Origin of the sequence: Chamaesiphon sp. OTE_8_metabat_110, assembly GCF_031382685.1 — a bacterium.
Classification (GTDB): domain Bacteria; phylum Cyanobacteriota; class Cyanobacteriia; order Cyanobacteriales; family Chamaesiphonaceae; genus Chamaesiphon.
Window position 1 is genome coordinate 1 of record NZ_JANMZA010000280.1, and the last position, 13,379, is coordinate 13,379.

14 protein-coding genes and 1 pseudogene are annotated in these 13,379 nt (G+C 42.9%); 4 read left to right on the plus strand and 11 right to left on the minus strand.

Going from position 1 to position 13,379, the window contains the following annotated elements; genetic code table 11:
* Positions 1-305: pseudogene (locus RMO52_RS10005) on the minus strand (phosphoglucomutase/phosphomannomutase family protein); the annotation flags it as partial.
* 208 nt (positions 306-513) lie between these two features.
* Entirely contained in the window at positions 514-1,026 is a 513-nt protein-coding gene (locus tag RMO52_RS10010; protein WP_310413535.1) for a hypothetical protein, read from the minus strand.
* A gap of 441 nt (positions 1,027-1,467) precedes the next feature.
* On the opposite strand from RMO52_RS10010, the gene RMO52_RS10015 reads away from it, so the two are divergent.
* Positions 1,468-2,037: an Npun_F5560 family protein gene (locus RMO52_RS10015; RefSeq protein ID WP_310413539.1), complete on the plus strand. Its 570-nt coding sequence runs from the start codon at positions 1,468-1,470 to the stop codon at positions 2,035-2,037.
* Complete coding sequence (locus RMO52_RS10020) at positions 2,030-2,695, plus strand: hypothetical protein (protein WP_310413542.1); 666 nt, start codon at positions 2,030-2,032, stop codon at positions 2,693-2,695. The genes RMO52_RS10015 and RMO52_RS10020 overlap by 8 nt, the downstream gene beginning before the upstream one ends.
* Here the strand turns inward: RMO52_RS10020 and RMO52_RS10025 are convergent.
* From RMO52_RS10025 to rfbC, 5 genes are all read right to left on the minus strand, one after another.
* On the minus strand, positions 2,692-5,124 hold the full coding sequence (locus RMO52_RS10025; RefSeq protein WP_310413544.1) for a glycosyltransferase: 2,433 nt from the start codon (positions 5,122-5,124) through the stop codon (positions 2,692-2,694). The two genes, RMO52_RS10020 and RMO52_RS10025, sit on opposite strands and share 4 nt — an antisense overlap.
* Before the next feature lie 193 nt (positions 5,125-5,317).
* Entirely contained in the window at positions 5,318-6,097 is a 780-nt protein-coding gene (locus RMO52_RS10030; protein WP_310413546.1) for a CmcI family methyltransferase, read from the minus strand.
* Between the two features lie 48 nt (positions 6,098-6,145).
* Positions 6,146-7,318 (minus strand): class I SAM-dependent methyltransferase, encoded by a 1,173-nt coding sequence (locus tag RMO52_RS10035; RefSeq protein ID WP_310413549.1) that lies wholly within the window; start codon positions 7,316-7,318, stop codon positions 6,146-6,148.
* Positions 7,315-8,223 carry an NAD(P)-dependent oxidoreductase gene (locus RMO52_RS10040; RefSeq protein WP_310413552.1) on the minus strand — a complete coding sequence of 303 codons (909 nt, stop codon included), beginning with the start codon at positions 8,221-8,223 and terminating at the stop codon, positions 7,315-7,317. The genes RMO52_RS10035 and RMO52_RS10040 overlap by 4 nt, the downstream gene beginning before the upstream one ends.
* The gene (gene rfbC / locus RMO52_RS10045) at positions 8,220-8,750 is read right to left on the minus strand and encodes a dTDP-4-dehydrorhamnose 3,5-epimerase (RefSeq protein WP_310413555.1); all 531 of its coding nucleotides are present in this window, start codon (positions 8,748-8,750) and stop codon (positions 8,220-8,222) included. The genes RMO52_RS10040 and rfbC overlap by 4 nt, the downstream gene beginning before the upstream one ends.
* Before the next feature lie 60 nt (positions 8,751-8,810).
* On the opposite strand from rfbC, the gene RMO52_RS10050 reads away from it, so the two are divergent.
* Together RMO52_RS10050 and RMO52_RS24680 are read left to right on the plus strand one after the other, a co-directional pair.
* On the plus strand, positions 8,811-9,080 hold the full coding sequence (locus tag RMO52_RS10050; protein ID WP_310413558.1) for a hypothetical protein: 270 nt from the start codon (positions 8,811-8,813) through the stop codon (positions 9,078-9,080).
* A gap of 11 nt (positions 9,081-9,091) precedes the next feature.
* Entirely contained in the window at positions 9,092-9,397 is a 306-nt protein-coding gene (locus tag RMO52_RS24680) for a type II toxin-antitoxin system RelE/ParE family toxin (RefSeq protein WP_396134942.1), read from the plus strand.
* Here RMO52_RS24680 and RMO52_RS10055 read toward each other — a convergent pair.
* The 4 genes from RMO52_RS10055 to RMO52_RS10070 all read right to left on the minus strand — a co-directional run bounded on the left by RMO52_RS10055 (position 9,383) and on the right by RMO52_RS10070 (position 13,202).
* The gene (locus RMO52_RS10055; protein WP_309738608.1) at positions 9,383-10,645 is read right to left on the minus strand and encodes a class I SAM-dependent methyltransferase; all 1,263 of its coding nucleotides are present in this window, start codon (positions 10,643-10,645) and stop codon (positions 9,383-9,385) included. The two genes, RMO52_RS24680 and RMO52_RS10055, sit on opposite strands and share 15 nt — an antisense overlap.
* Before the next feature lie 198 nt (positions 10,646-10,843).
* On the minus strand, positions 10,844-11,929 hold the full coding sequence (locus tag RMO52_RS10060) for a GDP-mannose 4,6-dehydratase (RefSeq protein ID WP_310413560.1): 1,086 nt from the start codon (positions 11,927-11,929) through the stop codon (positions 10,844-10,846).
* A 38-nt stretch (positions 11,930-11,967) separates the two neighbouring features.
* On the minus strand, positions 11,968-12,738 hold the full coding sequence (gene rfbF / locus RMO52_RS10065; RefSeq protein WP_309738606.1) for a glucose-1-phosphate cytidylyltransferase: 771 nt from the start codon (positions 12,736-12,738) through the stop codon (positions 11,968-11,970).
* 41 nt (positions 12,739-12,779) lie between these two features.
* Positions 12,780-13,202 carry a tetratricopeptide repeat protein gene (locus tag RMO52_RS10070; protein ID WP_310413563.1) on the minus strand — a complete coding sequence of 141 codons (423 nt, stop codon included), beginning with the start codon at positions 13,200-13,202 and terminating at the stop codon, positions 12,780-12,782.
* Positions 13,203-13,379 lie beyond the last annotated feature (177 nt).

Sequence of the window (13,379 nt, forward strand, 5' to 3'; positions counted from 1 at the left end):
GCCGAGTTGAGATGCCGAGCGTTGAATGCAATTACTGGCGTCGGACAATCGCGATCGACTATTTTTACCGTCCAACCCAAATCTGCTAAAATTTCTGCCGCCGTCTGGGCAAATTTATCTGCCAAAAATCGCGGATCGTAAGCAACTAACACCGGACGATCCTGACTGTAAGCCGTGCTGAGGTATGCGGCGATCGCGCGTGTTACCTTACATACATTTGCAAAGGTAAAATCCTCGGCGATAATTCCCCGCCATCCATCAGTCCCGAACTTGATTTGATGCGTACTGTTACTACCTGCGCTCATCGTTGGCTACCTACTCACTCGCTGATATTGCTGTCCTAACACTATCATAAGCCGGGATCTCGAATCGTTGTGTAGTTAGCAAAGTGGGTTCGATCGGATGTATTACGCCTCGCTCTACACAATTAACCTGTAGGGGTGCCCCTTGTGGGTACCCTCATCGATGCGGGGTAAGCAGGAGGCATTACCCCTACAGAGATTATCGATTACATTATTTCTTTTTCTTGATGGGAGCTGGAGAAGTGCCTATCTTCGACTCTGTGATTTTGATATTACGGAATTGACCTTTACCATAATTGATATTCACTTCAAACAAAGCAATGTCTTGAACCAAAGTTGGTATATCTGCAAAAGTAGCTGATATCTTCATTGGTATACCTTTGACCAAAGAAATATTCATTCCACTTACAGTCGTCTGATTGGCACCTTGAACTGAGGAAGGTACGTATTGCGTTCCTGATGTATCAATTAATCTAGTGTAGTCATTACCAGCTAAATACGTTATTTGACCATCTTTGTTTGCAGTTACCCATGCTTGACAAATTACTTTTTTGCCTTGACGTTGACATCCTTGCAACTCGAACTTAAAGTCACCTTGTTCATCGACAGATTGAATTTCGCGTGGAGGACAGCTATACTGCGCCAGGACTGGTATTACCCCCCCCGAAATCAAAATACTGGAGGCTAGTAATGAACTAGCGAAACTGTTGGTGAATGCTGACATGATGGGAATCGGGGTATGTTTTTACTACACACAGATTAAATGGATTGTAATCTCGTGTCAAGCAATCCACTTTGATTGAGTCCCAACCCTTCCACCAGTTTGGGAGATGCTGAGTTGCTGCGTAGACCATTACCCCACCCCAGCCCTCCCCTTATAAAGGGGAGGGAGCCGGAAAGCCCCCCTTTATAAGGGGGGTTGGGGGGTAAGCCCATCAAACCGAAGTCTACCCCTATTCCCTATCCCCCATCCCCTACTCCTGTTGCGACAACCCAAACAAACTGATACAGTCATGGTATTTCCATCACCAAAATGTTGACTAACAACATTGGCAAGCCGATCGAGCATGAAATCGCAAGGCTAAAAGCGGTAAGATCGATTGAATGCTTCCGAGCGCAAGACTTTGACTGTCCATCAACTGAAAAATTACTGTGGTAATCCCCCGTGAATAAGACTCAACCCACTAATATCGCAGCCTTAAAAGCCGAAGTCGCTCGGTTTCGTGAAGAACTGAACACCCGCGACCAACTCGTTCAGCAACTATCTCAAGAACTATTCCGGCTAGTCAAAGATAACACCCCCTATGCACCCAGACCAGAGGTAGCGGGAGATTATCGCGCCGAAGTTAGGTTGCTGCGCGAACAACTCCAAGGCGTCGAACATCAGGTTCATTTTTATCAAGAGCAACTGCAACGCCGGGATGGGGAAATCCAAGAACTGCGCCACACGATCGGCGAACTTACCGATCGCAGTAAAATGTTGGAGCAAGTAATTCGGGAATTACCCAAGGTTTATACTCGCAAATTTGCCGAGCGATTGGCACCGATTAAAACCAAAATCATGTCCTTGCAGAGTGAAAATCGCCAACTGCAAGCAGAATTAGTCAACGTCACAGATCGGATTGCCACTAGAGGAATCGATCTCCAGCAGCAACCACCAGATCTCAAATTAGACTTACCCAATATCGAGCGCCAACCATCTCCCCAGCCGATGACTGTCCTCAGTCATGTCTAAAATCGTCGTGATTTTGGATGAGACGCCAGCCAGTCAAAGGCTGGGTGTGGCAATGTTAAGATCGATCGGTGAAATCGTCGAATCAGTGCAGTTCACAACCGTGGCGGAATTACCTGCCGTCGCCAGTGCCAAGGCGATTTATTGTCCGATGACACTCGATCTTCCGCCAACGTTTGAGTTTTGGGGACAATCGATCGGTCGATCGTGTCAGGAGATCGATCGGCTCCGCGACCTAGCAGCCACGACAACAGGTGTAGAAGTCGGCGACGGTGGAAATTTGTGGTTGCCGATAATTTGGACTGCTCAAGACTCAATTTATGGGGAGATTATCGGTACAAGTGGTGATGATGATTATCGGCAATCGATCGATCTTGAAGCTAGCGAACGCCAACAACTCGATCGGTTTAGCTACCAATTACTCACCCAACTAACCGCACCAGCCGCCACTTATTTACTACAATTTAGCCAAGCAGAAAGGGGAATAATCTTCGATCGATTATTCCCCTTTCCTGCTATCCCCGCACTAGCAAGCATCGGCGTTGGACAACTAGATTTATTCGATTGTCATTGGCGATGTATTACGGGACAGTCGATCGATCGGCAATGTGTAGATAAAGCCGAATTAGGATCGGATATTCTTACTAAGTATCTAACTTAGACCAATGTCAAAATCGGCGAAGCCAACTGAATTTCACTAATTATATTCGCACCAGATGACTCAATCGATCGAGTATCTTCCAGCTCTAATTTGATTCGTCCTTGCAGCTTGGGTAAGAGCGATTGCCACTGAATTGGTGCTAAGTCTCCAGTTAGAGATATAGCAATAGAGTCAGTAATATCGATGCCCTCACTCATCATCAAATTCATCGCAACACTGGAGATCATCATATTCGCAGCCTCTGGATCGACACCGTTACTAGTATCAATTATTAGCGCGATCTGACCTGCATCGGGATGTTGAGTAAGTCGATCGCAAACCTGACTCAATTCTTCGCCTAACTCTTCTTCATCCGCCGACCAATCAGGGAAAATAACAAGATTTTGGGTGCTAAATTGAAGATGGCTTAGAGTTTGCGCCAACAATACAGACTCAACAATTTGAGCCATTCTCGACCAAGAGAATTTTTGAGCTTGAATTAAACCAGATGCAATTAGAGATGCTCGAACTTCCGACTGTTGAACGTTTGCTAGAGCGTTAGTCATATCCTCGATACTCGTATCATCGATATAAATTGCCGCTGTCCCTGCAACTTCTGGAATCGAAGCATTATGACAGGTAATTACCGGACAACCAGAAGCTAAAGCCTCGACAATTGGCAATCCAAAACCCTCATATTTAGAAGGATATACCAAGGCAATCGCCCCAGCATATGCTAGATTGAGATTGCGATCGTCTAACTGAAGACAGTGAACTTTACTACCGGGCGCATAGATAGCATACTCCTTCGCATCAATTCCGGCTGCACCAGTACAAACGACATCAAAATCGCTATTATTTGCTAAGTTAGCGAATCCTTGCCAGAACAATATTGTATTTTTATAACCACCACCAGCACCTACTAATAAGAAGTAAGGCTTAGTAATTTCATATTGAGTGCGGAATGATTCGATTTCCGCTGCTTTTGCAGGTTTAAATACAGGTTGAGCGCCGCAAAGAGCGGTAGTAATCGTTGATGGCTCTATTTCTGGATAGTACTTAACTAAATCTTGAGCAGTGTGTTCGGAAATAGTTAGGAAGGCTGAAGCATGGTTGATGCCCCGTTGTTTTTCTCGCCACATCGGTTGGTTGAGATCGGCACCAGCCACTTCAGGAATCATGTCATATCCCATAAATACCGAAGGAGTCTCAAGTGGCGTAGTGTAATAAGTAGAGATAAATAACTCTGCACCTAGATCGTTACATACCTGCTGCAACATCTCGCGATCGGCATCGGTGTTATTATAGTCATAAGCCGGAATCTGATAATAACTAATCCCTTCAATCTTAGGTGCGGTTCCGACTCGATCGAGTACGACTAGATGATTGCCAAACTCGGTATTAGCCCACTCTTCTAAGAGAGATTTCCAAACACGAGCGATACCCGTGCGATAGAGTTGAAAGAAAACACCATCGATCGCTATTAATTTGTGACTACCTACAGCAGGTGAGAAGTGATAATCTTGCCAAAGTGACTCAATATTTTGACCAACTTGTGTAAGTTGGCTAAAAGTATAGTTTATTCTTTGTTCCGCTCCAGAAATCTCGCCAGAAGATTGAATACCAGAACTTGCTAAACTTGACAATATCCAGCGATATTTAGTTAGTAAACAACTTACTACTGATGTCGATAGAACATTTCGAGTACTAGGATCGGGAACATGTTTATAGATAATTTTCAGATATTCATAAGTCATCGACCAATATAGATCCATACCTGAAAATTCAGATAGCTGTCGATTAAATATCTTACTAATGTAGGTTTCCCAACTACCAAAGTCTGCTAATTTACGTACATATTGTAATGGTTCATCTAAATAGGCAATATCTCCTAATAGAGATAGCTCATTTAAGATAATGTTATCTAGCCCAACTGTTCTAGTGCCTAGTGTCACTTGCTTCATTGCAGAACTTCTAAGTAACCCATAGATAGGGGAACCGTAGCCCATTCCCCACAATACAATTTGAAAGCGAGATACTGGATCTAACCCTCTCGTATCTATACTTCTACCGATCTCACCTAAATCTTGCTCAGTATCATCAATCCATGTGGATTTTGGATAGTATAGCACCACGGATGGATTGTCATCTAAACCAGCCACGCATTTAGATAAAAACTGTGGATGCCAAAGGTCGTGCCCAGATATCCAGACAAAATATTGAGAGTTAGCTTCTTGAAATACTTTTTCAAAGTTATTTGCTGCACCGATATTAATCGAATTCTTTATAATTCTAATTCGACCATCTTTAATTGCATACTGTTCGCAGATATGTAGAGTATCATCGGTGGAAGCATTGTCGGAAATAATTAGTTCAAATCGAGAGAATTCTTGATTTAAGATAGAGTCTATAGTTTTGCGAATACACTTTGATTCGTTGTATACAGGCATTCCGATTGATACAGTATAAAAGCTTTCCATAAAATTTTTAATATAGGTTTTAAAATATAATTTCAAGCTTAGTTAGTGAAGGATATCAATGCTTGAGACATATGATTTGCTGTTACTACTATATCTACACCTAAAAGCAATTACATCCTCCACTCCCTACTTTGAGAGGTAGAGTAAATAACTAATAGTTACCCTATTTTTTTTGATTACCTATTCTTCGTAACCAAGCACTCGGCCAATGAGTAATGTTTTTACTCAATTCGCTCTCATTGAAAATCCAAGCTGGTTGTTCAATGATAAAATCAGGATGAGCTAATGCAAATTCTGCTGCTGCGGCTGACGGATGATCCCATTTCCACTCGAGATTTCCGCGTGGAACATCATAAAGATCTTGCATAACTCCATCTGTTGCAACAATATATGAACCAAGAGTTACCATTTCATAATAGGCTAGCAGCTCATCTGCTACATGAGATTTAGTATGGCAGGAATCTAGAATAACTAGCACTTTCTCATGAGGTTTAACTAGAGATTTAACACGATCGACTATAACTGGATCGGTAGAACTTCCTTCTATCAAAGTAATTAAAGGATAGAATTCATGTTCTTCGATCTCCTTACGGTTATGTGAACGAATTTCAATGTCAATTCCAATTACTCGACCGTTGCCCACTGCTTTACACAAGCTTGCATAGTAGATTAGAGAGCCACCATGAGCGATACCAGTTTCAATGATAACATCTGGCTTAACTTGATAAATGACTTCCTGCATTCGGATCATGTCTTCAGGTAGCTGGATAATCGGTCTACCCATCCAGCTAAAAGTATGACTATATTTTTGCTGCCATCCGAGTTGCACCCACCGATCTGAAATTATTTCAAAAGCTTCTTTAGTATATAAATCGATCGTCCGATCTTCACCACCTATTATCTGAGTAAGAGTAGACTGCTCGGTATCAATGATTATTTTCATGCTTGAGTATTATTGGTAATGTTGACAATGTATTCTACTGCTTAATTATTATTCATAGTCGATCAATAATAAATCTAATTTTTCTTTTTGCAAAAGCTCTAAACTTTCTTGACAATAGTTAGGATTCATCAAAATTGCGGATTTAATCTCGTATCGATCGAGATCGAGATAGTTAATTATAGGATGCCCAGTTCCAGGTATATAACCACCATGTTTATGAGGATTTAGATCGATTACAGCCGCGATCGATTCTTGGCGCGGATCGATGAGATTTGCTAATGTTACTCCTTTGGCACCTGCACCCCACAAAGCCACTCCTCCCTGTACTTGTAGTTGGGCAATTTGCAGTCTTAGTTTATTGACGATCTGCCGCTCAGATTTAGCGAATTCACTTGCTAGATTAGTAATTTGATAGGGTTCATAAGTAACGTTCGCTGGTTCCTGACAGATCGATGCTTCTAGCCATAAATACTGCTTACCAAAGATATGTTTAACATTATTTACTTCAAAGCCAGCCTGCTCGAATGCTGTAGTCAGTGACTGAGCCGTAAAGTAAGAACAATGTTCGTAAAAAAAGTCCCACACAACCTGATTATTTAGAATCCACTCGACACAAGGAGTTTCAAAAAATAGTCTTGCATGTGGCGAATTAACCAGCGCAACACGGATCGATTTTAATAAATCTACTGGATCTGGTACGTGCTCGATTACATGCCGACAAATCACCACATCGACGGGGATATGCGTGCAATCAGTCCCATAGTAGCGTTGCTCAAACTTTAGGCGCGGATGCTCATCAGGCTGAGTAATATAACTAGGATCGCAACCATAACCATAGTTATTTGCTGATTCTAGCTCTACCAATTTACGCAAAAAATGACCTTGACCGCAACCAATTTCTAAAATTTGACTATTCTGAACTTGCCGATCCTCAATTAGATATTGGGTAAGCTCATTTAAGTATGATTCAAAGTATGGTGAATGATTTTGGGCGTTATCATAGTTCTCCCCATATTTTAATAAGTTTTCATCAAACGAGCGATTAAAAATAAAACCACATTGATGACATACAGCTAAAGTTAATTCACCTCGTTGATGTTGAATAGCAGCATAATGAGATTTAAATAATAAATTTTGTTGTGTAGGAACTAAATTTCGGTGTAAGAAAGACTGGGGATTGCTTGCATCACATACTGGACAATTAGAAGATTGACCGATCATACGACGACCTCTTGTTTCCAAAAATTAATAGTTTCTGCAATCCCATTAGCTAAATCATATTGAGGATACCAATTTAACTCCGACCTCAACCGCTCTGGATTGGCAACGACTAGGGGAACTTCTTGGCTTTTGGTAGGAATAGCTCCGAAATCAATTAGATTAGGTCGATCTAGTTGAGTAGCAATACATTCAACTAAGCTTCTAATCGAAATAGGGATACCTGAACCAATATCGATCTCTCCGACTAGTTTCGAGCTTAACAATTGAACTAGGATATCAGCAACATCCCGAACGTACAAAAAATCTCTAATTTGTACTCCCGCAGAACACTGAGCCATGCGATCTGATAATAAAGAGCGAATGACTGATGAGACTAATCGATTAGGATCTTCATATCGACCATATAGCCAAAAAATTCTACCCCAGGTACAACTAATATCTGTTTGCTGACAAAAAGATTCCAACATCAAAGAAAAAGCTTGTTTACAAGTTCCATAAGGTGATTGAGCTGCGATGGGAGTAACATTTGCCTGACAATATCCATATCGCCAGTCATATTCAGCACAGGTACCTGCCGCCACAATTTTTTTACCGCCACATTCTGCAAATGCTCTAACTAAGTCAAGACTGACTTGCACCCACTGAAAATTTTCTAATCCTGTCCAATATCTACCAGAAACAGCATACCAAGCTAAATGTAATAAATGAGAAGGTTGAATTTCTGCGATTGATTTTTGGAGTACAATCCGATCGAATAAATCTACTCGGTGCCAATGGATATCTAAGTCTTCGATCTGTAAAGGATGTCTAGATATTGCATGTACTTCATATCCTTGTGCTACCAATAAAGGTAAACAATGACGACCAATAAATCCCGATGCACCTGTAATTAAAACTTTATTCATTGGGTAAAGTCTGGATAGTCGCGATCGCGTTGATTAATAACATTCACAGCCAAGGGCATCTCAATCCCAAAAGCTGGATCGTTCCACCGCACACCTCTAGCCGCATCAGCGTTGTAGACACCAGCCATTTGGTAAAATACTTCCGTATCATCTACTAGGGTTTGTAAGCCATGAGCGCAGCCTGGGGGGATGTAAAACATCTGATGATTGTCAGCAGTTAATTCCGTGGCTATCCTCTGTTTAAAGGTGGGAGTTGAGGCGCGTAAATCGAGAATGACATCATAGATGGCTCCTTTGGTACAGCGAACTAATTTAGTTTCTGTGTCGGGAGCTATTTGATAGTGCATCCCTCTTATTGTTCCCTTGTGAGTGGTAAAGGAAACATTACACTGAACAAAATTGCTATTTAATCCTTGTTGCTGAAATTCATCGGTGCAAAAGCTCCGAGCGAAGAAGCCGCGCTCGTCGGTAATGGGTTCGATTTCAATTAGGTACGCGCCAGGGATTTTCGTGGGGGTGAATTTCATGTAACTAAATTATCAAAAAAATAGGATAATGGAGATGAGAACTGTCAAAAAATCATTACGATGCAAGTCTCCCTCACCCTTTACGCAGACCAACTACTTCAACGGATGATGTCATTGGGCTATCGTGACCCTGTTCAGGCGATCGAAATCGCCCTAGAACGCATGGTAGAATCCGAGATGGACCGTGATGACTCTCCAGAAATAATCGAATGGATGCGCCAAGAAGTCGCTATCGGAGCATCACAAGCAGAAAAAGGTGAATTTTCCACCTTGAGTTTGGATGAAATTAAAGCTCAGGTTTTAGTGCAGCATCAACAAAATCTCTCCTGAAAGTCTAGACGATGGCACGATACCTACTAACCCAACGCGCCGAGCAGGACTATCGAGAAATTCTTGCTTTCACACTAAATGAATGGGGAGTGGAGCAATTCACAGCCTACGCTACTGTGTTCGATAACGCTTTTGAGCGACTTGTTACTATGCCGCGCTTTGGCATTCGGCGCGATGACATTCGCGAAGGCTACTATTGTTATCGCGTTGAGAAACATTACATTTTCTATCGGATAAATAACGATTGCATTGAGGTTGTAAGAATCCTTCACACTAAACGAAGGATGACACGAGATTTATTTTCAAATGACCTCTAGCTGCGGGATTGGCACGACAAATTTACCACCCCAGCCTCGAATACATGCCATCTGTGCAATGATTTCCGATCGCAGGTTCCAAGGTAAAATTAGTAAATAATCTGGTTTAGTCTCAGCGATCCGATCGGGATGACAAATCGGAATATGAGTACCCGGTAAAAATAAGCCCTGTTTATGTGGGCTACGATCGACTGTATAATCGATAAAATCTGTCCGCACGCCGCAGTAATTAAGTAAGGTATTGCCTTTAGCTGGTGCGCCATATCCAACGATCGATTTACCTTCAGTTTTAGCCTGAATCAAAAATGCGAGTAGTTGACGCTTGATGCTTTCGACTCGTTCGGTAAAGTCTAAGTAAGTATCGATTTTATCGAGATGAGCTGCAATTTCTTTGGCTTTTAATTCGGTTACTCGCTCGGTGACTGGCTGTTGGGTATTTTCGGTATGTTTGCCATATATTCTCAAAGAACCGCCATGTGTAGGTAATTCTTCAACATCGAATAAAGTCAAACCATGTGCGGCAAATACTTTTTCGACAGTGAGGAAAGAGAAGTAGGAAAAATGCTCGTGATAAATGGTGTCGAACTGATTTTGAGCGATTAATTGTAATAAGTGAGGAAATTCGATCGTGATGATGCCATCTGGCTTAAGCAGCAGTTTCATCCCTGCGACAAAATCATTGAGATCTGGTACGTGAGCGAGGACATTATTACCTAGTAGTAAATCTGCTTGTTTATCGAGTGCGACTAATTCTATCGCTGTTTGCACGCCAAAGAATTTAGTCAGCGTAGGAATACCTTTAGCTTCGGCAACTGCGGCGACATTCGATGCTGGTTCGATGCCGAGTACGGGAATATTTTGCTTTTGAAAATACTGTAACAAATAGCCATCATTACTAGCAATTTCAATAACTTGACTCGATCGATTCTCCGAAGGAGAGGCTACGCCAACGAATCCAAATCGTTCGACCATTAGATTGGTGTACCGCTCACAATGCTGAAGCCAGCTTTCGGAATAGGAAGAAAAGTAAGCATAGTCACCATCACCGAAAATATGCTCTCGCGATTCTACTTCTGGTAATTGAACTAGAAAACAGCAATCGCACACATAAGTATGTAGTGGGTAAAACTTCTCCGCTTTGTCAATTTGTTCGAGCTTGAGGAAATCATTGGAAATTGGAGAGCCACCTAAATTAACAAATGTATGTTGGAGGGGCTGTTGACAAAAACGACAATTATGATGAGTCATATTTAGAGGGTGAAGATTAGAGGGTGTATACACAAATCTATGGTGGTGATGCGTAGTCCTTTACCCCACCCCAGCCCTCCCCTTATAAAGGGGAGGGGGCAAAAGCCCCCCTTTATAAGGGGGGTTGGGGGGTAAATCAACCTCAAACGAAGGGGTAATTTAGACACCACTCTAACGAATAAAATCCTAATATTTTTACTAGTTATTGATTATTTGTTGAAGGGCTAGTTCTGATAATGGTAAAGCCTCAAGATTTGAATATTGTAGATGAGAACCAGATCGTTCTTGTAGTCTTTGTTGCTGTGAATCGAGAAAGTTTTCATACCAGACGATCGTTTTCTCTAAGCCGCGATCGAGTGTAAAGTTAGGCATCCACCCTAGAATTTCTCTAGCCTTAGTTGCATCTAGAAACTGATGCTGAATTTCATTGTTAGCTTGATTTTGAACGATCGGACTTAATTCAGACCCCATGATCTCGACGATCTGAGAGACTAAATCTAGCACGGTAACTTGCGTCTCGTTAGAAAAATTAAAGGCTTGTCCATACAAACTCGAATTAGTTGCCAATTGCTCGGCGAGTAATGTGTATGCAGCCGCACCATCTTCGCAATAAATATAGTCGCGGATATAACTACCATCCGATCGAATTATAGGAGCTTCACCGCGCAGGATCGATCGAATCGTACCGGGAATAATCCGATTCCAATTTAAGTCGCCGCCACCGTAGAAATTGCCACAGCGGGTAATTGCGACGGGTAATTTATATGTGTGTCCGTAAGCTTGAGCGATTAAGTCAGCACAGGATTTACTAACGTCGTAGGGGTGCAAACCTTGAAGGGGTGTGGTTTCGATATAGGGGAGCGTATCGCAGTCGCCATAAGCCTTATCCGATGATGCCATCACGATTTGCTTGACGGTGGGGCTGTGACGACAGGCTTCGAGCATTTGCCACGTACCCGCGATATTTGTCTCAAAAGTCGAAATTGGGTTCCGATTGGCAATCCCGACGATTGTCTGGGCTGCTAGGTGCAACACCGTATCGATTTCGTATTCGCCTAAGACGCGTTCGAGGAAGACTCGATCGCACACATCGCCGCGCACGACTTTGACGCGATCGATCGATCCAGAGCGGATTAATTCCGATTGCGGTACCGCATCGCGCACGACGCAGATAACATCCGCACCCAAACCCAACAATCTTTTCACCAACCAACCACCCAGCAAGCCTGTCGCGCCAGTGACTAATGTCGGACGATTATCCCAAAAATTACTACTTTGACTCATCGCCAATCTATCCGCATACGATACAACCCACCTGCTTATTATTCCCAAACTTTCCAGGGAGGATTGCCACTCTGCCAATAATTTTCCAAATTGTACTTATCTCGAAGGGTATCCATACATTGCCAGAAGTCATAGTGACGATAAGCTGCTAACTGTCCATCTGTAGCTAATTGCTCTAATAGTTCAATTTCTAATCCCGCACTGTCATTGGTGAGGTACTTAAACACCTGGGGTTCCATCACCAGAAATCCGCCATTAATCCAGCCTTCACCCGCTTGAGGCTTTTCGGTGAAGTTTGCCACCAAATCGCCTTCGATTACCAGTCCGCCAAATCGCGCTGGTGGACGGACCGCACTGACTGTTACCCATTTACCGTGGGATTTGTGAAATGCTAGCAACTGTTGGAGATCGATATTGCTGACGCCATCGCCATAGGTAATCAGGAACGTTCCATCACTGAGATAAGGTTCTAAGCGTTTGAGTCGTCCGCCAGTATTAGTTTGGACTCCCGTATCGAGCAAATGGAGTTTCCAGTCTTCGCATTCTTTAAGTTGGGGCTGAACCAATCCAGTGGCTAGATCTAGCGTCATACTCCCGTTGAGGGTGTAGTAGTCCAGAAAATAGCGTTTGATATATTCGCCTTTATAGCCCAATGCCACTAAAAACTCGTTAAATCCATAGTGGGCATAGTGTTTCATGATATGCCAGAGGATCGGACGACCGCCAATTTCGACCATTGGTTTGGGGCGAATTTCAGTTTCTTCAGTCAGACGCGTGCCTAAACCACCTGCTAAGAGAACGACTTTCATATAACGAGTTGCTGGTTGATGAGTACACCCTGCACCCGCAACTACTTAGCTGGTTGAGTTGGTTGCTTTGGCTCAGTTGGTTTTAGAGTACCCACTTTTTTAGGCTCCGCCATCTGTTTATTTATAGCTGCGAGAAAATCTTTGTATTCCTTGTTAGTGGGATTGAGTTTGACGAGTTGTTCGAGGGCGGCTTTGGTACCGGGGGCATCCCCTTGGCGCAGCCGAATCTGGACTAAACCGCGCAGTGCGGTTTGATTATTGGGTTCGCGTTTTAAAACTGTGGCAAAACCTTTCTCTTCGGCTTGAAGTTGGGCATTCTGAGATTGGGTGGCATTTTCACTGGCGGTGGGTTGATTCGAGCTACTAATCATCCCGCTGACGCTGAGTAAGCTCGTACCCATGAAAGCAACCCCAGAGCTAATTATGAATACTTTTGTCCAAATACTTTTTTTGCTATTTTCCATAATTAATTTGACTCCTGGCAATTGATGTGTGCGGCTCTGAGGTCTCGATTGCCGTAAGCGTACGCAGGCTCTCCGAGACGCGTAGCGTCTCGGAGAGCAGGCAAGACCACAAGGATCGTCGGACTAGAGCTATTTATCTAAGTTACCAATTTTCAGCTATTAACTATCATTTTGGAG